The organism is Shewanella aegiceratis (assembly GCF_019457495.1).
GTDB lineage: Bacteria > Pseudomonadota > Gammaproteobacteria > Enterobacterales > Shewanellaceae > Shewanella > Shewanella loihica.
Window position 1 is genome coordinate 1,280,699 of sequence record NZ_CP080416.1, and the last position, 23,824, is coordinate 1,304,522.

General features: G+C 51.8%; 23 protein-coding genes and 1 pseudogene. 11 read left to right on the top strand and 13 right to left on the bottom strand.

Annotation, left to right across the window (positions count from 1 at the left end; translation table 11 throughout):
- Window positions 1-9 precede the first annotated feature (9 nt).
- The 3 genes from hemH (at window position 10) to K0H80_RS05700 (ending at window position 5,122) form a co-directional block, all read left to right on the top strand.
- On the top strand, window positions 10-1,023 hold the full coding sequence (gene hemH / locus K0H80_RS05690) for a ferrochelatase (RefSeq protein WP_220073382.1): 1,014 nt from the start codon (window positions 10-12) through the stop codon (window positions 1,021-1,023).
- 702 nt (window positions 1,024-1,725) lie between these two features.
- Window positions 1,726-3,138, top strand: a complete 1,413-nt coding sequence (locus K0H80_RS05695) for a DUF262 domain-containing protein (protein ID WP_220073383.1) — start codon at window positions 1,726-1,728, stop codon at window positions 3,136-3,138.
- Window positions 3,131-5,122, top strand: a complete 1,992-nt coding sequence (locus tag K0H80_RS05700) for a DUF262 domain-containing protein (RefSeq protein ID WP_220073384.1) — start codon at window positions 3,131-3,133, stop codon at window positions 5,120-5,122. Before K0H80_RS05695 ends, K0H80_RS05700 begins: the two co-directional genes overlap by 8 nt.
- Window positions 5,123-5,660: 538 nt before the next feature.
- On the opposite strand, the gene ruvX is transcribed toward K0H80_RS05700, so the two are convergent.
- The 4 genes from ruvX to K0H80_RS05720 all read right to left on the bottom strand — a co-directional run bounded on the left by ruvX (window position 5,661) and on the right by K0H80_RS05720 (window position 7,860).
- Entirely contained in the window at window positions 5,661-6,080 is a 420-nt protein-coding gene (ruvX, locus tag K0H80_RS05705) for a Holliday junction resolvase RuvX (RefSeq protein ID WP_220073385.1), read from the bottom strand.
- Between the two features lie 21 nt (window positions 6,081-6,101).
- Window positions 6,102-6,659 (bottom strand): YqgE/AlgH family protein, encoded by a 558-nt coding sequence (locus K0H80_RS05710; protein ID WP_220073386.1) that lies wholly within the window; start codon window positions 6,657-6,659, stop codon window positions 6,102-6,104.
- 16 nt (window positions 6,660-6,675) lie between these two features.
- The gene (gene yciH / locus K0H80_RS05715; protein ID WP_011864948.1) at window positions 6,676-7,005 is read right to left on the bottom strand and encodes a stress response translation initiation inhibitor YciH; all 330 of its coding nucleotides are present in this window, start codon (window positions 7,003-7,005) and stop codon (window positions 6,676-6,678) included.
- Window positions 7,006-7,545: 540 nt separating this feature from the next.
- Window positions 7,546-7,860, bottom strand: a complete 315-nt coding sequence (locus K0H80_RS05720) for a hypothetical protein (RefSeq protein WP_220073387.1) — start codon at window positions 7,858-7,860, stop codon at window positions 7,546-7,548.
- Window positions 7,861-8,033: 173 nt separating this feature from the next.
- Here K0H80_RS05720 and K0H80_RS05725 point away from each other — a divergent pair, with 173 nt between their 5' ends.
- Together K0H80_RS05725 and K0H80_RS05730 are read left to right on the top strand one after the other, a co-directional pair.
- A complete protein-coding gene (locus tag K0H80_RS05725; RefSeq protein ID WP_011864950.1) occupies window positions 8,034-8,597 on the top strand; it encodes a DUF4136 domain-containing protein in 564 nt (187 codons plus the stop codon).
- 260 nt (window positions 8,598-8,857) lie between these two features.
- Window positions 8,858-9,307, top strand: a complete 450-nt coding sequence (locus K0H80_RS05730) for a DUF924 family protein (RefSeq protein WP_220044610.1) — start codon at window positions 8,858-8,860, stop codon at window positions 9,305-9,307.
- A gap of 166 nt (window positions 9,308-9,473) precedes the next feature.
- Here the strand turns inward: K0H80_RS05730 and K0H80_RS05735 are convergent, their stop codons facing one another.
- Window positions 9,474-10,349: a LysR family transcriptional regulator gene (locus tag K0H80_RS05735; protein WP_144203240.1), complete on the bottom strand. Its 876-nt coding sequence runs from the start codon at window positions 10,347-10,349 to the stop codon at window positions 9,474-9,476.
- Window positions 10,350-10,434: 85 nt separating this feature from the next.
- Between K0H80_RS05735 and K0H80_RS05740 the strand changes: the two genes are divergently transcribed.
- From K0H80_RS05740 to K0H80_RS05750, 3 genes are all read left to right on the top strand, one after another.
- Complete coding sequence (locus tag K0H80_RS05740; protein WP_220073388.1) at window positions 10,435-10,857, top strand: PACE efflux transporter; 423 nt, start codon at window positions 10,435-10,437, stop codon at window positions 10,855-10,857.
- Window positions 10,858-11,073: 216 nt separating this feature from the next.
- Window positions 11,074-11,787: an OmpA family protein gene (locus K0H80_RS05745; RefSeq protein WP_220073389.1), complete on the top strand. Its 714-nt coding sequence runs from the start codon at window positions 11,074-11,076 to the stop codon at window positions 11,785-11,787.
- Between the two features lie 29 nt (window positions 11,788-11,816).
- On the top strand, window positions 11,817-12,641 hold the full coding sequence (locus K0H80_RS05750; protein WP_220073390.1) for a mechanosensitive ion channel family protein: 825 nt from the start codon (window positions 11,817-11,819) through the stop codon (window positions 12,639-12,641).
- 81 nt (window positions 12,642-12,722) lie between these two features.
- Here K0H80_RS05750 and K0H80_RS05755 read toward each other — a convergent pair.
- Both K0H80_RS05755 and K0H80_RS05760 read right to left on the bottom strand, forming a co-directional pair.
- A pseudogene (locus tag K0H80_RS05755) lies at window positions 12,723-12,869 on the bottom strand (trimeric intracellular cation channel family protein); the annotation flags it as partial.
- A 23-nt stretch (window positions 12,870-12,892) separates the two neighbouring features.
- Window positions 12,893-13,546: a trimeric intracellular cation channel family protein gene (locus tag K0H80_RS05760; RefSeq protein ID WP_220058758.1), complete on the bottom strand. Its 654-nt coding sequence runs from the start codon at window positions 13,544-13,546 to the stop codon at window positions 12,893-12,895.
- A gap of 316 nt (window positions 13,547-13,862) precedes the next feature.
- On the opposite strand from K0H80_RS05760, the gene ltaE reads away from it, so the two are divergent.
- The gene (ltaE, locus tag K0H80_RS05765) at window positions 13,863-14,870 is read left to right on the top strand and encodes a low-specificity L-threonine aldolase (RefSeq protein ID WP_220073391.1); all 1,008 of its coding nucleotides are present in this window, start codon (window positions 13,863-13,865) and stop codon (window positions 14,868-14,870) included.
- 79 nt (window positions 14,871-14,949) lie between these two features.
- Here the strand turns inward: ltaE and K0H80_RS05770 are convergent, their stop codons facing one another.
- The 3 genes from K0H80_RS05770 to K0H80_RS05780 form a co-directional block, all read right to left on the bottom strand.
- Window positions 14,950-15,783, bottom strand: coding sequence for a hypothetical protein (locus tag K0H80_RS05770; protein WP_220073392.1), 834 nt, complete (start codon window positions 15,781-15,783; stop codon window positions 14,950-14,952).
- 101 nt (window positions 15,784-15,884) lie between these two features.
- The gene (locus tag K0H80_RS05775) at window positions 15,885-17,522 is read right to left on the bottom strand and encodes an alkaline phosphatase family protein (RefSeq protein WP_011864959.1); all 1,638 of its coding nucleotides are present in this window, start codon (window positions 17,520-17,522) and stop codon (window positions 15,885-15,887) included.
- Window positions 17,523-17,536: 14 nt separating this feature from the next.
- On the bottom strand, window positions 17,537-19,033 hold the full coding sequence (locus tag K0H80_RS05780) for an alkaline phosphatase family protein (protein WP_220044617.1): 1,497 nt from the start codon (window positions 19,031-19,033) through the stop codon (window positions 17,537-17,539).
- A gap of 283 nt (window positions 19,034-19,316) precedes the next feature.
- On the opposite strand from K0H80_RS05780, the gene K0H80_RS05785 reads away from it, so the two are divergent.
- Window positions 19,317-19,685 (top strand): acyl-CoA thioesterase, encoded by a 369-nt coding sequence (locus tag K0H80_RS05785; RefSeq protein ID WP_011864961.1) that lies wholly within the window; start codon window positions 19,317-19,319, stop codon window positions 19,683-19,685.
- Between the two features lie 159 nt (window positions 19,686-19,844).
- On the opposite strand, the gene K0H80_RS05790 is transcribed toward K0H80_RS05785, so the two are convergent.
- The 3 genes from K0H80_RS05790 to K0H80_RS05800 all read right to left on the bottom strand — a co-directional run bounded on the left by K0H80_RS05790 (window position 19,845) and on the right by K0H80_RS05800 (window position 22,198).
- A complete protein-coding gene (locus K0H80_RS05790) occupies window positions 19,845-20,051 on the bottom strand; it encodes a hypothetical protein (RefSeq protein WP_011864962.1) in 207 nt (68 codons plus the stop codon).
- Window positions 20,052-20,209: 158 nt separating this feature from the next.
- Window positions 20,210-21,511 carry an NAD(P)/FAD-dependent oxidoreductase gene (locus K0H80_RS05795; protein WP_220073393.1) on the bottom strand — a complete coding sequence of 434 codons (1,302 nt, stop codon included), beginning with the start codon at window positions 21,509-21,511 and terminating at the stop codon, window positions 20,210-20,212.
- A gap of 312 nt (window positions 21,512-21,823) precedes the next feature.
- A complete protein-coding gene (locus K0H80_RS05800; RefSeq protein ID WP_011864964.1) occupies window positions 21,824-22,198 on the bottom strand; it encodes a hypothetical protein in 375 nt (124 codons plus the stop codon).
- 466 nt (window positions 22,199-22,664) lie between these two features.
- Between K0H80_RS05800 and K0H80_RS05805 the strand changes: the two genes are divergently transcribed.
- A complete protein-coding gene (locus tag K0H80_RS05805) occupies window positions 22,665-23,822 on the top strand; it encodes an efflux RND transporter periplasmic adaptor subunit (protein WP_220044620.1) in 1,158 nt (385 codons plus the stop codon).
- Window positions 23,823-23,824 lie beyond the last annotated feature (2 nt).

Genomic DNA, 23,824 nt, shown 5'->3' on the forward strand with positions numbered 1-23,824 from the left:
GGAATTACTTTGGCAAAATACTTTGGATTGAATAAACAGCAGGGCCATGGCGGTCGTGGCAAGACGACGGTACTGTTGATGAACCTAGGCACACCGGACGCGCCAACCACCGGCGCCGTGCGTCGTTATCTAGCGGAGTTTCTCTCGGACCCCCGCGTGGTGGAGATCCCTAAGCTGGTGTGGATGCTGATCCTCCATGGCATCATTTTACGCGTCCGCCCGGCAAAATCTGCCGCCCTGTATCAGTCTATCTGGACGGAGCAGGGCTCGCCCCTGATGGCGATCACTCAGGCGCAGCGGGATAAGCTAGCGCAAAGGCTGAGTGAAAATGGTAGTGACGTCCATGTAGACTTCTGTATGCGTTACGGCAAGCCGAGCGTCAAGGAGACGCTGAGACGTCTCCACAGCGAGGGAACCGACAAGCTCGTCGTCTTGCCTCTCTATCCTCAGTACGCCGCGCCCACCACGGCCTCGGCCTTCGACGCCCTGACTAAGGAGCTGACTTCGTGGCGCTACCTGCCATCGCTGCACTTTATCAACAGCTATCATGACCACACCGACTATATCGCGGCGCTCTCTGACTTTATCGCCAAGGACTTCGAGCAACATGGCAAGCCTAAGAAGTTAGTGCTCTCTTACCATGGCATGCCCGAACGCAACCTGCACCTTGGCGACCCCTACTACTGCCTGTGTCAGAAGACCACCCGCCTGGTGGTCGAGCGTCTGGGACTTCATGAGAATGACTATATCACCACCTTCCAGTCGCGCTTTGGCAAGGCCAAGTGGCTCGGCCCCTACACGGATGCCAGCCTGGAGGCGCTAGCGAAAGAGGGCGTGGATGATGTGGCCATCGTCTGCCCGGCCTTCAGCGCCGACTGCCTCGAGACACTCGAGGAGATAGAGCATGAGAACCGGGATGTGTTCACCAAGGCCGGTGGCAGCAATTATCGTTATATCCCCTGTCTCAATGACCAGGAACTCCATATCCAGATGATGGTGAATTTGGTGAGGCCTTATCTTTAACTGAGTTAGGTTAAAGGGGGGGGGGATTCTTGGTTGCCCCAAGCTGGCCATTAGTGAAAATGCCGAGTCTTGAGAAGGACTCGGCATTTTTGTTTTTAAAAATTGAGTCTTCACTTTTCTCTCGTTTCGAGAGTCATTGTTATAGGAAGTTTCGCTGCCTTTTTTCGAGGGAGTGGCTGCAATTTTTTGAAGCTTTCGGCTTCATTTCAATTTATGGCAGTGATTGCAACACTGAGCGTCAATGTCATCAATAGCCTGCGGCTCGCTCTTGTGCAGATACATCTGCTACACGCCGTGAATCCTTCCGTGGAGGCTCGACGATGGCATCCCTGCCATCGACGTCCGCAGATGCATCTACACCGGGTTAATTATCTCTTCGATTTGGCGAATTTGGATACGAGTAGCTAATCAAAAGCAGGATTAGTTTTACATCTTTTTCATTTAAAGTTATTACTCATCATATCCATTGGTAGCAATATTTAACCACTTTTTCCTAATGATTCAATATGGTTTTGATTTAATAATAAGGATTGATTTCGTGGTGGTTGAGAAGGCAATTACTGAATATAATCGAGGTGTTACGGATAGCTCTGACTAAGGCATTTTTTAATGGAAGAACAAATAACCAAACTAAAAGAATACAAAGGAACACTTATTAGTAGTGCCGTAATCGGCAAAATCAAAGTAACGGAGCTGGCATAAATGGCGGTTGTTGTTGCCAGTTGTTCACTGGATAAGCTTTTTTCTGGTATGCCGATTTTAGCTTCCGACGGTAAGGTTGAAAAAAACGTTCATGGGATGCTTGCCATCCCTGAATATCAGCGCCCATATCGCTGGAGTGAAGAGCAAATCACCCGCCTGTTGCATGACTTTAAGATTCATCAACAAGAACTTGCTGGTAAACCTGAAGCAAAGCATTGCCCATTCTATTTGGGCAGTGTGATCTTGCATCAACAAGGTGACAAGCTGAATATCATCGATGGTCAGCAGCGCCTGACCACAATGGCTTTGCTCTCTTACCTAGCGAGCAAACACACCGACCTAAAGTTGGTTTACGAATCGCCAGAGAGCCAGCAGCAAATCAAACACAACCTCGGTTGGCTGTATAAGCATGAAGCCTCATTGGCTGATATCGACTTTGAGCAAATCAACATTACCTTGGTAGTGACAGACAGCGAAGATGATGCTTACCGCTTTTTCGAAACCCAAAACACGGGCGGGGTGCGATTAGCAGGGCCAGATATCATTAAAGCATACCATCTGCGAGCGGTTGATGAGAAAGACAAGTCTGCGGTAAACATTTTTGCCACCCGTTGGGAAGCGCTGGGGGATTTAAACCCCGTGGTCGACATTTTGCTGCGTGGTCGCTATTGGCAATATCTGAACTTCCGAGACTACCCGCTGCACAACCAAACTCAGCAAGTGCGTAATTGCATTGTCACCGAACTGGCAGAGCAAACAGGCAAAGGCGACGACATTGCCTTTGGACGAATTGCTCGTACTTACATGCCAAATGGCGGTGAGAGCTTAGCACAGCCTCAAGTCGGTTATGAGTTGCGCCAACCGTTAAATAGTGGCGCTAACATCATCCACTATTTGCAGTATTTTGAGCAACTGCGCCAAACCTATTTATTGAATAACGCAGCGCAAGGTGAGCTTGCAGGATTTTACGAGCTCTATCAAAAGCTTGTGTGTAAACTCGATGGCTGCGGTTATCTTAAACAGCTTTATGACGCTTGCCTGCTGCTTTACATCAGCCAACATGGGCAGCAAAGCCTAGAGGTAGGAGCCAAAAAGCTATTCCGCGTGGTTTACTCTCGACGAGTAGAGAACCAGAAAGCAGTAAAAGAGAAATCTGTTCCCGCATTTGTTAAAGAAACCCCAGTTCTGGATTGGATTGCAATGAGCTATACCCCAGAGCAGTGTTTTGCACAGCTAGATGGTTTTAAGCTGTCAGTAGACAAGAGTGGCTTTGATAAAAACAGCGTTAAAAAACGTTTCGTCGAAAAAGTATCTCAATACTTTGGCCTTGATATAGACAAGCAAGATTATGCCAATCAATTTGGCCCTGCATTTAGCCAACACATCTCAGCGTTAGGAGCAAAACATGGGTGATCATTTATCAGTGCAAACTGAGCTTCTGACGCTTGAGAAAATCTACACCGATAACTATCAGTTTTCTATTCCCAGCTATCAACGTCCTTATGTCTGGTCAGACGATGATGTCTTGCTGCTGTTTAGAGATATTAAAGAAGCGTGTCGATTGCAAGAGCCAAACTATTTTATCGGCACTATCCTTTCGTCTCGCATTGAACAGGATGGAGAGCGAATCTATGAGTTGATCGATGGTCAGCAGCGTACGACAACGCTAATGCTCATGACCATTGCCTTTAAATACGCAGGTATTAAGTCTGATCTTGCAGGTCTTGCTGTTTATACATCGAATAACGGTGAAGATAAACCCCGTCTCCAGTTCTCAATTCGTGAGCAAGTTCAGCAGCTTTTGGGTGGCCTAGCGGGGCTAAAGAACTATCAAGTCCCGTCTAAGGAAACGATCGCTGACAATGCTTATTTGAAACAGATGGGCGTGGCGTTAGATGTATTGACCAAAGAGGTAGAGAAACTCAAATCAGATGATGAGGTGAGTGCCGAAGCGATGGGGGACTACCTCTACCGCCAAGTTCAATGGGTGAACAACATTGTCCCAACACAAATGGACTTAAACCGATTGTTCGCCACCATGAATACCGCTGGCATTCAGTTAGAGCAAGCAGATATTTTAAAGGCGAAGCTGTTCAAGCATATTCATACTGACAAAGCGCAGTATGATGCAATGTGGGTGGCGTGTGAGCATTTGGAAAACTATTTTGAGCGTAATGTACGCAAAGTATTTAAGAATGCAGATTGGTACTATATTGAACCCGGGCATTTGGCTTTTTTTGATGCTGAACGCTTCGTCGCAAAAGATGAAACGTCAGAGGCGTTGTCTGGCTTGTCGATCGCTGAGTTAGCGTCACAAGTTAAAGCAAGTTCAATTCCTGATAATACCAAGCAAGAGAAGTTTGAAACCGACGACCTAGATGTAGAAACTGTTTACTGTCGCCCAATCATCAAGTTCCCGCTGTTATTGATTCATGCTTATCGTATCTACCTAGCGCTGAACGACCATCAAGATATTGAGCCGCGCCTTCATAGCGATCGCTTGTTGGAGATATTTGAACCACTTATCAATGGTGAGGAGCAATCGGTAAAGCAATTTATCAAAACATTATGGCAGGTTCGCTACCAGTTTGACCGTTGGGTTGTGAAATGGGTTGAGCGTGATGATGCGACTGAGGAGCAGCTTGCTTTAACTCGCCAGTACCCGAGTGAATCAAAGGGTAGGCGCTACATAAACCGTGAGCAGAAAAATATAAGCGAACTAGTTCTGTTACAAAGTGTTCGAAACTTTACTGGTGAGCGTAGCGCCCAGTATTGGTTAACACCGTTTATTTCAGGCTTGATCCGTTCCAGTATCAAGCAAGACTCTGAGGCGTTAGAGCTGCTTGAAAACATCGACAACAAAATGTCGTTATCACTTGATACGCAGAAAGAGGCTAGCTTTGCGCTAGCTGAGGGCTTAGTACCTAACTGCCAGAGCTGGCAGTCTCAATCAACGTATTTTAAAAAGCCTTTAGGTACAAGTTTCGAGCACTACTGGTTTCAGAAGCTTGAGTATTTGATTTGGAAGCAGATGAAGGCTTCAGAATCTTCATTGTCTTCTGAAGAGTTGAATAAGTTCAAGAAGTACCGAATTACATCCAAAAACTCAGTAGAACATGTTCATCCTCAAAATGATGAGTATAAGAATGAGTTAGCATATGAAACTTTAAACTCATTTGGTAATTTAGTATTACTTAGTCCTGGTGAAAACTCTTCTTATAGCAATCAAGACGTTGACAAAAAGCGTATCGATTTTAATAGGAAGTCCCATTTTGATGCTCTGAAATTAAGAGAGATATTTGGTGTGAAAGGTCAGGGACTATGGGGCAAACAGCAGATAGATGACCATCTAGAAAACATGATAGCAGTATTTGCTCATCACTATGCACTTCATTAAAAATTGTGCTCCATTAAAATAAGTAGCCGTTTAACGTATAATAAGCCATACAAATGTCTAAGTTTTCAACACACTTTCCCTAATCTGATAGAATCGTTTTAGCTCAATAGAGCTAGCGTATTTCTGTCCAGCACTTCCCATGTCGTCCAATCGAAGAGATGGATAACTGGGTGTAGATACGCCGGTGAGCTTCCGAAACAGGGCCGCTCTTTGACGTCCATGTCACCGCGGCATTCGTGAGTCCATTCACATCAGATGTTTCGGCAGAGCCTAAAGGGATTATTCTCCATAAACAAAGAGTCGGCTTCTCACTGGTGTATCTGCACACAAGGTCGCTCTTACACATCCCTGTGTTCGCGACATTGGTGCGTCCATACACTGCACCTGCTGCCAAGCAATTCAAAACAGTAACGGTTGGCCATCAAATGACATCGAAACTGTCAGAAAGGTACGGGTTACAATCAGAGAAAAACTCAGAGAGCGAGTTGCCGCGCAGAAAAAAGGCGGCCTTGTTTGGCCGCCATGTAACGATCTAATTTTAGTAGAGATTCTCGAAATAACTCTCGATGATGAGTACCGCCGACATGGAGTCGACCTGGCCCTTAGAGAGGGCCTTGTAGCCGCCCATTTCAAATAGCCTGGCCTTGGCGTCGGCTGTGGTGAGGCGTTCATCCTGGGTGGCTGTCTTGACGCCGAAGCGGCCGCTGATGCGGTTGGCGAACTTGCGGGCTCGCTGGGTCATCTCCTGCTCTGTGCCATCCATGTTGAGGGGCAGGCCGACGACGATGAGGTCCGGTTTCCACTCGTTAATCAGTGCCTCTATCTCTTCCCATCTGGGGATGCCGTCGTTGGCCTTGAGGGAGGCGAGGGGAGTGGCGCTGCCGGTGATCTGTTGGCCGATGGCGACGCCTATGCTCTTGGTGCCGAAGTCGAAGCCCAAGACGCTTGCTGAACTCATAGTGAATTTTATCCTTTACTGTTAGGCGTGACCGGCCTGGGAGGAGAGCTGCCAGATGTCGAAGCCCAGTGATTCTGTGGCCTTCTGCCAGCGGCTCTCATGGTCCGTGTTGAACATGAGGTCGATATTGGCCGGGATGGAGAGCCAGGTGTTGTCGGCCAGTTCCTGTTCCAGCTGATGACGGCCCCAGCCTGCGTAGCCGAGGGCGACGATAAACTGCTCGGGCGCCTCTTTGCCGCCCAGGGAGGTGAGCACGTCTCTTGAGGTGGTGAGCATGAGATCTTCGCTGATCTGCTGGCTGTTGCTCCACTGTGGCTGCGGCGTATGCAGCACGAAGCCCTTCTCCTGCCCCACGGGGCCGCCCACCAAGACTTTGCTGTTGATGCTCTCTATGGTGTGAAAATCATCCAGCTCCATCTGTCTGAGCAGCTCATTAACATCGACCCCTATGGGGCGATTGATCATCAGCCCCATGGCGCCTTGCTCGTTGTGCTCACACAGGTAGATCACGCTGCGCTCGAAGAAGGTGTCCTTAAGCGATGGCATGGCTATGAGTAAATGATTTTGCAAACTATCCATCTAGCGCTCCAATGGGTTAACCACCCGCCAGTTTCACCTGATAATTCAGTTTTTCTAGCAGTGTCTTTAGCTGCTCTCTGTTGTCTGTTTGGATCTCTATGTTGAACTCTTTCACCGTGCCGCCGCAGCCGCACTGTTTCTTCAACTTCTGCGCCAGTGCCTTGAGCTCTTTCTCGTCCAGGCCAAGGCCCTTGATCACAGATACACCTTTGCCTTTGCGGCCCTTGCTGTCTTTATGAATGCGCACTATGCCGTCGCCTTCTGGGATGGCCTTGGTTTCCTTGGGCTGGTCGATTTTGCCGCCATCAGTGCTGTACACCAGGGCAATATTGGGATCGATTCTCATCATCTGTCACATGCTTAACTAAGATACCCTGAGTCTATCAAATTGAAACTCCCTTGTGGGAGGAGTAATTCTTAGATACGAAAAAAAGACCACCCTAGGGTGGTCATGGATAAGCATAGATACCAAATGCAGGGAGGTATCGGTACTAGGGTCTGTTTATCTTTCAGGTTTAATTTTTGTTCAATCTAAACGCGTTTTGCTCAAGGCGCGTGCTGTGCGGCATAGTATTCTATGCAAGTAGCACGTAACACAGGGCAAGGCGCGTTTAGATGAGCCCTTCGGGCAGCTTTTGTAGGCCATTTCAACGGCGTTATCGTCCGTTTATGTAACTTTGGTATATAAGAACCACTACACTACACAGGCCTCTGCCTGGTATAAATGCCCTACAAAATGCTGCAAAAAACAAACAGGAAAGGTCAACAGACCCTAACATCCCAAGGCGCCAGGAGAGCAGGCGCAATCAGTGAGCAAAACTCTTTAAGCGAAAACCCTTTAAGCAAAAGCCGTTTAAGCAAAATTCTTTTAAGCGAAACCTAGAGGCTAGAGGTACTGCATTGCCAACATCAGCAGCGACAGGCCTGTGTAGGCGGCGCAGGGGAGGATGAATCGGTGAAAACGGCTGATGGCCACGCTGCAGGCGGTGAGGGCGAAGCCGATGGCGATGCTGGCATGACTCGAGCTATAGCCCTTCGCCATGGCGATCATCATGATGACCAAGGCCAGTAGGGGCAGGGTAAAGAGTACCCATTGGGAGGTCTTTACCTTGGGGCTCTCCGCCATGGGCGTGGCCAAAGATTTAGGGGCAAACATGAAGATGGCGCTGGCGATAACAAATGCTGTGATAAACCAAGTCATGGGACAGATCTCATATAACACTAATTGATAATCATTATCATTTAGGTTTTTGCTGAAGTCAAGCTGAACGAAATGCCATTTACAATAAAGAAGAGTTGTAGAACAGAGGTTTGCTATGTAAGCTTTAGGATAAATTCCTGTTTAAGTCATGCCTGAAACATGCTGGAGAGTCTATGAAAAAGGTGATTATCTTAGCCGCTGCACTTGCCCTGTCGGCCTGTAGCACACTGAAAACCAGCTCTGATTATGATCCCAAGGTCAACTTCGATGATGTGAAGAGCTATGCATGGGTGGTGAAGAAGACTGAAGATACCACCTACAACTTAGATGGGCTGATGGATCAGCGCGTTCGCGAGGCGGTAGACCGTGAACTGCAGATGAAGGGGATCAGCAAGGTGGAGGCGGACAACGCCGACGTACTGGTGAACTACTTCACTAAGGTCGACAAGAAGATCAATGTCGATACCTTTAATACCAACTTCGGTTATGACCCTTACTACTATGGCCCGGGTTGGGGCTGGGGCGGTAGCGTTCACACCCAGACCACGGTACGTGAGTATGAGGTTGGCACCCTGGTGCTGGACATGATCAACAAAGAGACGGGCAAGCTTATTTGGCGCGGCTCTGTGGCCGATACCATTCGTGACAAGAGCACCCCAGAGGAGCGCGTCGAGGTGGTCAACAAGGCGGTAGCGGCCATGATGCTCAACTACCCACCACAGAAAGAGGCGAAATAGCCTCTCTATGAGCCAAGAGTTAAGATGAAAGCGGCCAATAGGCCGCTTTTTTAATATCCCGCTCTCTTTATCATTTCTCTCTACTGTTTCGAGCCTGGCATCTGTCCCATCACTAAGAAGTGTGACCCGGGTGGCGCCGCCAGGGGCATATTTGCGCTTTCCTTCGACCAAAGTCCTAGTTATTCCACCGCTGGCCTGGTGTTATGCTGCCTCGACCAGGATTTTTTAAACTCATGATTTAATCGTATCTAGGGGGCAGCGTGGAACAGTTTTTACAGCAGTGGTTTCACCACTATGAGAAGGGCGAAGGCGTCGAGGCTAAGGAGCTTAGCCAGGAGACCCTGAGTCATTGGCAGCAGCTGCTGGGCGGCGCCAAATCAGGTGACCTGGAGCACTGGCAGAAGAATCCGCCGGGGCGTCTGGCACTTATTCTTCTCATGGGGCCGGTGGCGCATCTGTTGGAAGATGAGGCGGCGCTGGCACTGCAGCTTAAGGCGCGGGATCTCTGTGTCTCTGGTGTGGACCGCGGCTTCGATACCCAGCTCGAGCCTCTGCAACGTCGCTGCTTCTACGATCCCCTGTTCTATTCCAGCAAGAGTGAAGACAGGGCGCTGCTGATCCGCCTGTTAGAGGGGATGCAGTCTCAGCTGGCAATTCATGCTAGACCTGCCTGGAGCCACTGGTATCAGCAGGCCTCGCTCGCTAATTAGATTGCGACTCAAGCACAGCTGCAAATAGCTAGTCCATCGCTGGCGAGTCATCCGGCTCGCCACGACTATCTTTTAACTCTGCTCTCTTATCTCAGCTCTCTTATCTACATTCTTCAATCTCGCTCTCCTACCTCAGCTGCATCGCGAATAGGTCGTCTTAGTCCGATTAGGCGATGGCGGCGCTTAAGATTTGACGGAACACCTGACTCACCTCCTGGTTGACACTGCTGTGCTGGATCAGATCCACGTTGGCAATCCAGCCCATCTGTTCCATATTCAGCGGAATCGGGCACAGCTGCCCCTGGGCCAAGGCGTCCTGCACTAAATGTTCAGGCAGTAGTGTCCAGCCGAAGCCTGACTTGGCCAGATCCAGCAGGGCGTAGTAGCTGTCGGCCAGCCAGAGTTGGGGCGAGTGCTCCGCCTGAAAGCTCGATTGCTGCGTCTGCTTGCTGCCTATGGTGAGCTGACGATGAAGCTTCAACTGGTCGAGGTTGTTGGTCTCCGCCTTGGCCAGTGGGTGATTAGGGCTGACCACAGGCTCAAACTTCACCGACCCCAAAGATTCGAAGTCTATCTGCTGGGGATAGATCTCCTCGCTGAAGATCACCCCCATGTCGACGTTCTGCTGCCTCACCTGCTCGATGATCTCCTTGCTGGGCAGCATGCGCAGCTCGAGCTGCATCAGGGGGTATTTGTCGGCAAACAGGTTGAGGTGCTGACTGAGCTCTGAGAAGGGCACCCCTTCATCGATCGCCAGACGAAATTGTTGCGGCAGACCGGCGTCCAGCGAGCTTATGAGGGATTGAAGCCTTAGGTGCTGAGCGATCACCGCCTTGGCCTGGGGCAGCAGGGTCTGACCGGCCGGGGTGAGCACAGGATAGCGGCCACTGCGGTCGAACAGCTGCTTGTCGCAGTCTATCTCCATGTTGATGATCTGCTGGCTCACCGCAGATTGCACCTTGTTGAGGCGCCGGGCGGCTGCCGAGAAGGAACCGGTTTCCACCGTGGCCAGAAAGAGTTGTAGCTGCTCGAGTGTCGGCATATCGTAAAATGAGATGGTATCTAACTTTTATGTATCATAAATATGGATAAAAATGGTCGCAAGTTAATTTTGCGGAGCGACGACTATGTCTACTACAGAGAGAATCCTACATTCGGTGCTTTTTGAGATCTTTGCCCTGGCCTTAGTAGTGCCCATCGCCATCTGGTTCACCGGCCACGGTGTGGGTGAGATGGCCGCCGTCGGTATTGGTCTTAGCCTCTATACTGTCACCTGGAACTACTTCTACAACCTGGGGTTCGACAACTATTTCGGTGAAGATCGCACCAAGCGCTCGCTTAAACTGCGGGTGATGCATGCCCTTGGTTTCGAAGGTGGATTAGTCTTCGTGACTGTGCCTGTGGTGGCCTGGTTTCTGGGGATCACCATATGGCAATCTTTGATGCTGGAGGCGGTTTTCTTAGTGGTGTTTTTCTTCTATGCCATTATCTTTAACTGGCTTTTTGACTGGGCAAGATCTAAGTTTTATGGGCAGCGTGCGAAGGCTTAACGAGGGGAGTGCACGCGGCGGCTAGGTGATGGCCAAAATGAGAATTAATTTCACTAGATAGATATTCTTATATTGGAGATGCAGGCAGAAGGATATAAAATGTATCCCTGTCTGCATCTTTATATTTGATTGTTTTTCATGCGTTTTGAGATAGCTCTGCTAGAGATAGCTCTGTTTGAGATAGTTCTGCTTGAGATAGCTGCATGAGTGCTTTATATGACAGATATGAGTGGTCCAAGGGCCTTTGCCCGCAAAATGCCGGTTAGAAGCAGTTCGTTTACCGCTAAGCTGAGCCTAGGCTTACTCTGTGTTGTTTGCGGCTTATGCATCAGTGGCGCCTCGCTGGCTCTTGGCTGGAACGATAGCGATTTAGATGGCGTGCCAGACAGTAAAGATGCCTGCCCGCACTCTCGCCTCAATGCCGTAGTCGATGCCAAGGGCTGCGAGATAAGGCGAGATGAGATTGCCTGCTTAGCGCCCGAGGGACAGCTGCTGAGCTTTTGTGAGCCTGGCGCTCAGACAGCCCAAAATGGGCAAGCCAGACAGAATAAGCAAGACGAGCAAGGCGAGCAGGTTAAGATGTCGGTAGGCGAGTCCAATGTCGTGCGCATCCACTTTGCCTTCGCCAGTGCCGAGGTGAGTATCGACCAGTGGCCGCAGCTGGCCAAGGTGCGCGACTTTCTTAGCGCGAGTGATGCAAGGCTCACCTTGGTCGGGCACACGGACAATATAGGCAGCGAGGCGGTGAATCTTAGTTTGTCACGCCAGCGCGCCGAGCGGGTAAAACAGATTTTTGTTCAAGATTATGGTGTTAAGGCGGAGCGATTGTCGATAGTCGCCAAAGGTGCCAGCCAGCCCGTGACCGATAACCTTGGTTCTGGCGAGCGGGCCTTGAACCGCAGAGTCGAGTTTATAGTTGAGGCCAGGTAATACTGGTCCATTTTATTAGGGAGCGTTACATGGAAAATTTGGATAAATATATCGAGCAAGCGCCTGAGCTGATCCTGACCTATGGTCTGCAGGTGGTCTTCGCCATAATCATCTTTATTATTGGTAAGTACCTGGCCAATGTGGCTAAGAAGCTTACCACTAAGTTGATGAATAAGCGTAAGATCGACAAGACTGTGGTCTCTTTCGTGGCTAACATGGCCTGGGCTTTGGTGTTTGTCTTCACTGTGATCGCCACGCTTGGGCAGATCGGTGTTCAGACGGCTTCTCTGGTTGCCGTTATCGGTGCCGCCGGTTTGGCCGTTGGTCTGGCGCTGCAGGGCTCGCTGTCTAATTTCGCCTCTGGCGTGCTTATGGTGCTCTTCCGTCCTTGTCGCGTTGGTGACTACATCGAGGCGGCAGGTATCGCGGGTACGGTCGATGAGATCACCATCTTCTCGACTAAGCTGCGCACCCCAGATAACAAGGTGATTGTGGCGCCTAACTCATCAATCATGAATGGCACCATCACCAACTACTCAGCCATGGAAACCCGTCGTATCGACTTGGTTATCGGTGTGTCTTACGATGCCGACCTTAAGCAGACCAAGGCCGTGCTTAAGCAGGTATTGGACAACAACGCCTACATTCTGAAAGATCCTGCCTACACAGTGGCACTGACCGAGCTGGCGGATTCTTCGGTTAACTTCGTGGTACGTCCTTGGGTTAAGGGTAGCGACTACTGGCCGGCCCGTTTCGAGATCCTGGAGCAGATCAAGCTGGCGCTGGACGAGAACAATATCGGTATCCCATATCCACAGATGGATATCTATGTCAAAGAGACGCCAGCGGCTTAAGCCTTGGCTCGATTGACAGTAAAAAGGTCGGCAATTGCCGACCTTTTTTGTGCCTGGATTCAGGGGACAGCGCCGACTTTCTTAGTGGGCCAGACTGTCCTGGTTGCCGTGATCGCCATGCTGATAGTCGAACTTGGGCATGCCCCAGTGATAGCGAATGGCCAGCATGCGGAAGCTAAAGCCGACACTCAGGCTAATGGCCAGGTTGACCCACTCGGTCACCTTGAATACAGGGCTGAGCGCCAACTTTCTTAGTGGGCCTGACTGTCCTGGTTGCCGTGATCGCCATGTTGATAGTCGAACTTGGGCATGCCCCAGTGATAGCGAATGGCCAGCATGCGGAAGCTAAAGCCAACACTCAGGCTGATGGCCAGGTTGACCCACTCGGTCACCTCAAAACTGCGCAGCAGCATGTAGAGGCTGGCGGTGGTCAGCGAGACCAGGGCGTAGAGTTCCTTCTTGAAGATCAACGGCACCTGATTACAGAGGATGTCGCGGATCACACCGCCGAAGACGCCTGTCACCACCCCCATGACGATAGCCAATGTCGGGCTAAAGCCCAGCAGCAGGGTCTTCTGGGCGCCGACAATGGAAAATACCGCCAGGCCCAAAGCGTCTATGGCCAGAAACAGCTTGGAGAGATAGCGCATCACGGGCGAGATGATAACCGTCAGCAGCGAGGCGAAGGCGATGGCCAGCAGGTAGTGGATATTCTCTACCCAGATGAGGGGATAATTGCCCAGGAGGATGTCGCGTAGGGTACCGCCGCCTATGGCGGTGGCACAGCCTATGATGACCACGCCAAACAGATCCATCTGTTTTCTGCCGGCGCACAGCGCACCAGTCATGGCTTCGGCCAGTATGCCGATGAGCCAGAGTAGGGTGATAAATTCAGCTTCTTGCATTGTCGATTCAGTCGGGAAAAAAGAGAGCGCATATTGCCAGTCTCTCACGGGAAATGACAGCGAGATTTTTTGAAAAATTCGGATTAGATTTTTTAATTCTATATTTTGATAAATTTTGGCTTGTTAGCAGTTTGTTGCCCTAATAATAGCCCGTTGGGGGCTTCATCCTATTAGTTTATTCAGGTTAAAGCTAAGAGTGAGTGACGCCTGATGATAATTTTCTCGGCTGGCGTTAGGGCAGGCTCTAGCGAGGGCGGGCGGCGAGGAGTACTATTTGCGCTCGGTGTATCATTTTAAGATGAGTAGGATGGGGAAGATGATTGATTTTCGCAGTGACACAGTAACTCAGCCCACGGCGGCGATGCGCCGCGCCATGGCAGATGCCCAGGTTGGCGACGATGTGTATGGAGACGATCCCAGTGTTAACCGACTGGAGGCGATGGCGGCAGAGCGTTTTGGATTCGACAGTGCCCTGTTTACCTCCTCGGGCACCCAGGCCAACCTGCTGGCGCTGATGTCTCACTGTGATCGTGGCGACGAGTATCTCTGTGGTCAGCAGGCCCATAACTATAGGTTTGAAGGGGGCGGAGCGGCTGTGCTGGGCAGCATTCAACCTCAGCCGCTCACCAACCAGGCTGATGGCAGCATCTTGCTGTCTGATATCGAGGCGGCCATCAAACCGGACGATTTCCATTTTGCCCGCACTCGTCTATTGAGTCTGGAAAACACCATAGGCGGCAAGGTGTTGCCACAGTCCTATCTGGCCGAGGCGCAGGCGCTGGCCTTCAACAAGCGGCTCAAGATCCACTTAGATGGCGCCCGCATCGCCAATGCGGCGGTGGCCCAGAACCTGGACATCGCCGATATCACCCAGTATTTCGACTCTGTCTCTATCTGTCTCTCTAAGGGGCTGTGTGCCCCCGTGGGCTCGCTGCTACTCGGTGATGAGCGGCTGATCAACAAGGCCCGCCGCTGGCGTAAGATGCTAGGTGGCGGCATGCGTCAGGCGGGGATTTTGGCGGTGGCTGGTGAAATCGCCCTGAACGAGCAGGTCTCCCGCCTGGCCGTGGATCATGAAAACGCCCGCTATCTGGCCGAACAGTTGAGCAGCCTGGATGAGTTTGAGGTAGATCTTGGCGAGGTGCAGACCAACATGTTGTTTGCCCGTGTGGCCGACGGTGTGGCGATAGACAAGCTTGCCAGGGAGCTAAAGGCCTCAGGTATTCTCATCAGCCCGGGTAAGACGCTGAGGCTGGTCACTCACGCCGATATCAGCCGCGAAGATATCGATCTCTTTATCGATAAGCTCAAGGCGCTGCTCTGAGCGATTAGTCTAGCGAGATAGCCATAGTGAAAGCAAAAAGCCATCCTCAGGATGGCTTTTTTGTTATCAGGTAAACGGCCTAGTGATGATGGTCGTGGCCGCCTTCAAGTAGCTTGCCATCGGCCGAGTAGAAGCCTGAACTGCCGTGCTGAATGAAGCCCTGGGTGATCATCTTGGCGATGAAAGGGTCAGACTCGCTGTCGCCCACATCGGCAAAGTCGAGGTCTTGGTAACCCGAAGTCAGCAGGTCGAAACCTTGCTGGTTGATAGGGGTCAGCTTGGTGAGTTGATAGTGAAGCTGCTGCTCGCCCTGGGTAATGGTCAGGCTGGCGGGTAGCTGGAGTTCGTTTATCCAGTCAAGTTCCAGCGATTGCTGCTTGTCTTGATTTTGTGCTTTGCCCTTATGGGAGCCGCTGTTGTGAGTGTAGCTTTGCTGAGTAAAACAGGCCTCCTGATGTTGCTCGCCCTTGTCGAATTGGCTTAAGGCAGCTGGAGAGATCAGATGAAACTGCTTGTCGATATCTGTATGAATATTAAGGGCCAGCAGATCGCTACGGCGATAGCTGATAGAGCGTTTCTGCTCGGGGAAGTAGCGTACATACTCGCCATTCTTCTGCCAGGCCTCATAGCTTACCGGGCCGCGCTGATAGATGATGGTGTCGTCGAAGCGGGTCAGGATTAGCTGGTGGGCTTGCGCCTTATCATTATTTCCAGCGGTTATCTGGTAACTGGCTTGAAAGCGCGTCGGCTGAGTGGCGCTGTCGCAGATCAGAGTGCTGGCGGCATGCTGATGTCCTTGACTGTCTGACTGAGCGTGAGCCATGGCTAGTTTTCCAAGGAGCAGGTTGCCCATTAGCAGGCTGCCGGTGACGCCTAAGAAGAGTGAGACTGACTTGAATGTTGAGCGAGACATAATAGACCTACTGATATTTCTCTTTTAACCAAATAAGCAGCCTGACACCCTGCCCGAAACTAAGGGGCTGCTAGGGGCGTCAGGCTGCGGGTCGCTGCGCCTTATTGTGCTGCGGCGGCTTCTGCCTTCTTGACCAGGTCACCGGCATAGTTCATCACATGGAAGATGTGATTCTGCTCTACGGTTCCCTCAACCAGGCTTGCACCTGGACCACGGGCGAAGATGGCTACATCTTCACCGGCATGGGTTTCGCTTTCCAGCGGTACCAAGGCTTCCTGGTGGAAACCGGCACTCTGGGTGTCGATGTAGTTCAGATCCACACGACCAGGCTCGGCGGCGTAGTTGTAACGCTCGTCGCCACCGGTTTCCAGCGAGCCGAAGCCCAGACCGTTGGCATAGCCGACAGTGGTGTATGGCATGCCGTTAGCATCGGTAGAGTTAGTCACAGACGGCTGACCGTTTGAGTCGTTGCTCTTAACCAGACCCAGGATAGGGTTACCACGGGTTGGATAGCCTGCGATGGTGAACACGTGGCTGTGGTCGGCGGTCACCATCAACAGGGTGTCGTTAGCCGAGGTCTTTTCCATGGCAACACGTACTGCCTCAGACAGAGCGATGGTGTCGTGCAGGGCACGGGCCGCGTTACCGGCATGGTGAGCGTGGTCGATACGACCGGCTTCGACGATCAGCACGAAGCCTTTGTCGTTCTTGCTCAGAATGTCGATACTCTTAGCCGTCATCTCTGCCAGGGAAGGCTCGCCGTTTACGCCATCTTCGACTCTGTCATAGTCATATTCCATGTGAGACGAGTTGAACAGACCCAGAGCGTGCTCTGTGGTGCTTGTGTCCATGGCCAGGAAGCTGTCACGGTCGGTCACATAGGCGGCGTTAGGGTACTGCGCCATCCACTCGGCGGTCAGGTCGCGACCATCTTTACGCTTACCTGCCTTGCCTTCAGGATCGACAGTGGTGTTAGGGATGAAGGCGCGACGACCGCCACCCATGACCACGTTGATCCCCTTGCCGTCGTTGAAGTCCAGCATCTGGGCGGCAATATCTTTACAGCCATTGGTAACGGCTTCTGCCGGCAGGTTGCTGTCTGCTTCCCAATCACGCTCTGGCACATGGGCATAGGTCGCCGCAGGAGTTGCGTGAGTGATACGGGCGGTAGAGACCACACCGGTAGACATGCCCGCCATGGCGGCAAGTTCCAGTGAGGTGACCAGGTCTTGGCCTGTAGTTGATGAACAGACACCGCGCTCGACGCCTTCACCCTGAGAGATCACGCCTACGTCTGTCTTCACACCTGTGACCATGGCGGTCATGGTGCCGGCAGAGTCTGGCGTTTGGCCATCGACGTTATAGGTCTTAGCCAGGCCTAGGTGAGGCAGGGTCTCGAAAGAGAGTGAGTTCTCTTCACCTGTCTGACCTTTTAGCTGACCGTCGAGGATGCGCGCCGCCGTCACGGTTGACACGCCCATGCCGTCGCCCACAAACAGAATGATGTTCTTGGCGGCGCCTGCCTCATTGTTGTTGGTCATGCCCGACGCCTTAGTGACGCGGTTTTGGCCATCGACATACCATTGGTTAACGCCGGTCCAGTCTTTGCCGTTAGTGCCGTTGCTACCGTCGGTACCTGGTGTACCCGCGGTGCCATCTTTACCGTTATCACCGTCGCTACCACAAGCCGCTAGGCCGAGAATGGCTGCTAGAGACAGTACTAGTAGTTTCTTATTCATTTTGTTGCTCCCAATTAATACTTAGTACCGCCAAGCGCTTGGGCTTGGTTGATGATGTGGAAAATGACGTTCTGTTCCATCACGCCCTGTACCAGGTTTGAGCCTGGGCCTGTGGCGTGCAGGCTGATATCTTCACCGGCATGCGTCTCACTACCCATAGGGATGAGCGATTGCTGCATAAAGTCTTTGTCTTGCGTATCGACTGAAGATAGGTCGTCACGATTACCCACAACGGCGCCAGGACCATTGGTGTAACCTAGGGTGGTGTATGGCTTGCCATCCAGAGCGGTTGAAACAGTGCCGTCCACGCCATGTACCAGACCAAGGATAGGGTTACCACGCTTTGGATAGCCTGCGATGGTGAACACGTGGCTGTGGTCGGCGGTAACCAAGATCAGTGTCTCATCTGGGTTAGTGTTTTCTACCGCGGCCTTAACGGCGTTAGAGAGTTCGACGGCATCGGCCAGGGCACGCTTGGCGTTGCCCGCGTGGTGACCGTGGTCGATACGACCCGACTCGACGATCAGCAGGTAGCCGTTGTCGTTCTTCTTCAGCATCTCGATAGATTTCTCAGTCATCTCGGTCAGTGAAGGCTCGCCACCAACGTCGTCGGCGCGATCGGCTTCATATTCCATGTGAGACGAGTTGAACAGGCCCAGCAGGTGGTCTGTGGTGGCAACATCGATGGCGTCGAACTCTTCGCTGTTCCACACATAGGCGGCGTTGTCGAAGTTTTCAACCCAAGCCTTGGTCAGATCCATGCCATCCTTACGCTGACCCTTCTTGTTTTCACCGTCGGTAACTGTGTTAGGGATGAAGGCGCGGCGACCGCCACCCAGGGCGACTGTCAGGGCATTGTCTTTATCGCGCATGACCATCTGGTAGGCGATATCCTTACACTCGTTAGCCACTGCCTCGGCAGGCAGGTTGGCGTCTGATTCCCAGTCGCGCTCAGGGCTGTTGGCATAGGTAGCCGCTGGCGTGGCGTGGGTGATACGGGCAGTAGACACTACGCCGGTAGACAGGCCCTTAGCGTTGGCCAGGTCAACCAGGGTGACCAGTTCGTTGCCTTTAGATGACAAACAGTTACCACGCAGTGACTGGTCAGAAACAGAAATAACACCCGCCTTAGACTTAACACCCGTGGCGATGGCTGTCATGGTACCGGCGCTGTCAGGAGTCTGTTGGTTGGTGTTGTAGGTCTTGATTAGGGCGGTATGGTCGAACTTCTCGAAGCTTAGGAAGTTCTCTTCACCACCTTGGTTACCGGCCATCTGTTGGCCTTGGTAGATACGCGCGGCGGTCAGGGTAGAGATCCCCATACCATCGCCCACAAATAGAATGACGTTTTTGGCCTTTGCTTTGGTTTCTAGTGTGGCCTTGTCTGACACCCGTTGGGCACTTTCCTTATACCAATGGCTGTCTGTCTGAACACTGGGTAACACGGCGCTGTTGGCGGCCATGGTTACTAGGCTGCAAGAGATCAACGCAGCTAATCTTTTTATCATCATCACTTTCATCATCCGTATTGGGTTGAAGTAAATTGTTCGCTATTTGAGATAAAGCGGCCTGATTGTCAGGTATCCAGATGACAGAATTGATGAATTAAGATTGCAGTTATGTGAAGCTAAGATGTCGAAACCCTTTTTATGCCTGAGTTAACTTGGTGCAAAGGGCACTAAAACGGTGAGATAAGTGTCGAAGGTGTAATTTTAAGTTATTGTTTTTATGTGTATTTTATTCTTGGTCTATTTCTTGTAACGCTTTCATCTGAGTCTATCAGGGAGAGCCCAAATGAAATATTACAGTCGACGCTTTATTAAACCCGAACATTTAAATCCGGCTAATGCATTGTTCGGCGGACAGTTATTAAGTTGGATAGATGAGGAGGCGGCCATCTTCGCGGCCTGTCAGATGAATAGCCAGAGCATAGTCACCAAGATCATCTCAGAGATCAACTTCATGACCCCGGCGCGCCAGGGCGATGTGATCGAGTTCGGCTTAGCGCTCATCAGTGCCGGGGTCAGTTCCATCACCGTCTGCTGCGAGGTGCGTAACAAGGCGACCCGCCTGCCTGTGGTGACCATAGATAAGATGATCTTCGTAAACGTGGATGAGAACGGCCTGCCCAAGCCCCATGGTATGCGGGCTAATGCTGCCTAATAGCTGCTTAGTCGATGCGTAATAGCTGCTTAGTCGCTGCTTAAGAGCTGCTAAATAGAGTTTAAAGCTGCGCCAGAAATAACCAATAAAAAAGAGGGCCTATTTGCCCTCTTTATCTTTTTCTTCATCTTCAGAACAAGGCCACTAGGCCGGTCCGATTTAATTTTCTTTGCTCAGGTCTTCTTTAACCGATTTGACCGCATCGCGGGACGCATGACCAATCGCCTTGGTGGTGTCACGGGTGGCGTGGCCGATATCTGTGGTTACCTCTTTGGTGGTGTTACCGATGGAGCGACCTGCATGCTTAAGGTCGGCGCAGGCGCTGAGGGCGCCAAGGATCATAACCGCGCTAATAATTTTTTTCATAATGATCTCTTGTGGACAAAAGTTGTCACATTTTAACCCGTTAGCCCATCGAGCGAAAGCCTCCGCAAAAGGGAGGCTCATAATGGCTAGGGCTAGGCACTCGATTAGCGCCTCGACTGTTACTCGATTAGCGCCTCGACTGTTACTTGGTTAACGTCTTAGTGCAGCTTGAGGTGAGGGTGGATGATGCGGCTGATCCCTTTGGCAAACATCAGCAGGGTACCTTTAAATATCCCATGTAGTTCAATTAGATGGCGCCGATAGAGCGAGGTATAAACGAACCTGGCTATCTTGCCCTCCACCAATACGCCACCGCCGATGAAGGACATCAGGTTGCCCACGGTATGGAACTTGGACAGGTTTACCAGGGAGCCGAGATCTTTATAGAGGTACTCCTTACTGGGGGGCTGCCCGGCTAGCATCAGGCTGATGTTGTCGGCCGTCATCAGCGCCATCTGCCGTGCCGACTGGCCCCTCGGCGGCACCCAGGAGCCGTCTGGCTGTGGGCAGGCGGCGCAGTCGCCGATGGCGAAGATGTGGGGATCCCGGGTGGTCTGCATGTTGGGCTTAACCATCACCTGATTGATCTGATTGCTCTCCAGGCCGCCTATCTCACGCATGAAGTCGGGCGCCTTCACCCCGGTGGACCAGATGGTCATGTCGCTGGCGATGGTCTGGCCGTCGCAGGTATGCAGGGCATTCTCATCCACCCGGTCGATGCGAGTATTGGTCATGACTCGAACGCCAATCTGATTGAGCTGGTCCGTTACCGCCTGGGAGATCTCCTGCTTCTCCACCTTGGGCAGGATGCGCGAGTCGGCCTCGATCAGCGTGACCTCTAACAGGCTGGTATCTATCTTGTAGCCGAAGCCGCTGAGCTGCTCCACCGCATGGTGCATCTCGGCAGACATCTCGACGCCGGTCGCCCCGGCGCCGACCACGGCGATTTTGATCTTGTCGTCCAGCTGATGGTGGCTGGCATAACGCATAAATTTGTTGAGCAGCATGGTGCGGATCTGCATCGCCTGTTGGGTGTTGTCGAGGAAGACGCAGTGCTCCCTGACCCCAGGGATCTTAAAATCGTTGGCGATACTGCCGATGGCCAGCACCAGATAGTCGTAATCTATGCGCCGGGCAGGCAGGAGTTCATTGCCCTTTTCGTCTAAGATGGGGGCCAGGATCACTTGCTTATGCTCGCGGTCGATATCTGTCATCGCCCCCTGCTGAAAATGGTAGCCGTGGGCGGCGGCATGGCCGCGGTAGCTGATGGCGTCTATGCCGATATCCAGCGCCCCTGTGGCGACCTCGTGCAGCAGGGGTTTCCAGATATGGCTGTCGGCGCAGTCGATAAGGGTGATCTTGGCCTTGCCCTTACGTCCCAGTTTACGACCTAGTTTGGTCGCTATCTCCATTCCACCCGCACCACCGCCAACGATGACGATATTGGCCACTGCACCCATGAGGCTATTGCTCCTATATTCAGCTTAACTTGATGATTGGTCGGCATTGTTCTGCCCGCAAAACTGTCTCGAATCGAGAAAAGTGTAAGCTTGAGGTGATATTTTGGCAATTAGCCTAAATTGGCGTGATTAAGCGGGTAAAAATAGCGGTTTTGTGTATAACAGATTGTTTTGTAAGTGATGTTGTTTCTGTTTTTTGAGGTTTTATTCTGTGTTTGTCACATTTTGGTGCGGCGTAAATGTGATCTAGATTGTTTTGTGAGCAGAAAAATGTGAGCCAGATCTAGTGTGTGATCTGGCTCCGGGGGATGGCTACGCGGCAGAGTCGAGCTTAGATAATCTCTGGTGATAGTCTTTGATCAGATGCGCCATGATCTCCTGTACCGAGCTGTCTTTGGTGGCATCGTCCATGAAGATCTTAAAGGTCACTAATACATGGCCATCATTTTTCAGGCGGTCGCTTTGCATCGAGAAGTAGGCGCTCTCGCCATCGGCTTCCCTGATGGTAAAGCCGTCATGTTCGAAGATGCGGTGACCGGATCTGTCGTGCCACTTGGTGATGCGACTCAGGCCGATTTCGCATGACTGATTGAATTCAATATGGTTTTGCCAGGTGGTTGGGTGAGCGGGATCCTTAATATGCGGGCATCTGACTGTATAGTTATAGACATGAGAAATGGCTGTCATAAATTACCTTCCTGATTATGGATACAAGGGCCATCATAGGCACTGCATTTCTTTAGGGTCAACAACTATTCGTCCAGTATTTGCCGATTTACCCGGCCATGGGAGAAGACCCTTAACCTGTTGTAGCACGATAGGAACGGCCATAACCTTGTGCTGTGTCTCATTTTTAAGTCCATTTTGCCATCTGCTTAATAAAGCATCAGCTAATGGACGTTTTTTTCCCGAATCGGCCTATTTTGTGAAAACTTGCGCTCAGAAAAATCCACTGACCCGCACCGCTAATCCAAGATGAAAAATTTAAAAAATGCCAAATGAGTCAGTTAATTGCCCTTGCTATTCCTGGTGAAAGTATTAGCTTGTTACTAATATGATAAGCAGTTGTAAATGATGCTGCCCGTCATTCACATCTGTCTGCCGTCTGATGAAAGTTATCCATGAATTGTCGCTTGGCGCTCTGGAGGCCCTAATGCTTGGTAGAAACGCTTCACCTCTCTCTCGACTCACCCTGTTTAGCGCGGCGCTGCTGCTCGCGGCTTGCGGCAAGGCGCCGGCCCCCGGGCCCGCCGTTATGCCCAGCGTGATAGTTAACACCGCCCAGGTTAAGGAGATCCGCGCCAAGACGGAGATCGTCGGTCGCACCCGGGCATCGGAAGATGTGGTGATCAAGTCGCAGATCCAGGGACAACTCCTTAAGCGCACCTTTGTTGAGGGGGAAGACATAGATGCCGGCGAGCTGCTGTTTGAAATCGACCCCTCCACCTTCGAGGCCGAGCTGGCGCAGCAACAGGCTGTGCTCAAGCAGGCCATCGCCTCTCGCGATGTCGCTGTGATGAACTGGGAGCGTGGCCGTCGCCTGCTGCCCGATGGCATGATCAGCGCCCAGGATATGGACGAGCTTACCAGTCGTAAGCTGACCACGGCAGCGGGTGTGGTGCAGGCCGAAGCGGCGGTGAAGGCCGCCGAGTTGCAGCTCAGCTATACCAAGGTTTACGCCCCCATCTCGGGCCGCATCAGCGGCGCCAAGGTGAGTCAGGGGGATATCATCACGCCTCAGTCTGAGCTGGCCAGCCTGGTGCAGTTGCAGCCCATGTGGGTCAACTTCCAGGTCGCCGAGAAGACCATCATCTCCGCCAAACAGAACTTTTCCAAGGCCGCCAAACATGAGGTGAAGATCTCGGATATCGTGATCCGCCTGCGCCTGCCCAACGGCACCATGTTCGACGAGACTGGGTATATCGACTTTATCAGCAATAGGGTCGATGCCGCCACCGGCACCCTGGAGCTCAGGGCCACCTTCAATAATGAGAGTAAGCTGATGCTGCCCGGGCTGTTTGTGACTCTGGTTATCGAGTCCCCCATTAGTGAGCAGGCCATTTTAATTCCACAGGCGGCGGTGCAGGAAGATCAGCAGGGACGTTTCGTCATGGTGCTGGATGGTGACAACAAGGTGCAGAAGCGGGTGGTCGAACTGGGTGACAGATTCGGCGTCGACTGGCGTGTGCTCAGTGGCCTCAACGAGGGCGAACGTATCGTGGTGGATGGTCTGCAGAAGATCCGTCCGGGTATCGAGGTGAAGGCCGTCGAGCAACAGGCGGTGCCTTTCCAAGAAGCTAACGATGCCTAATC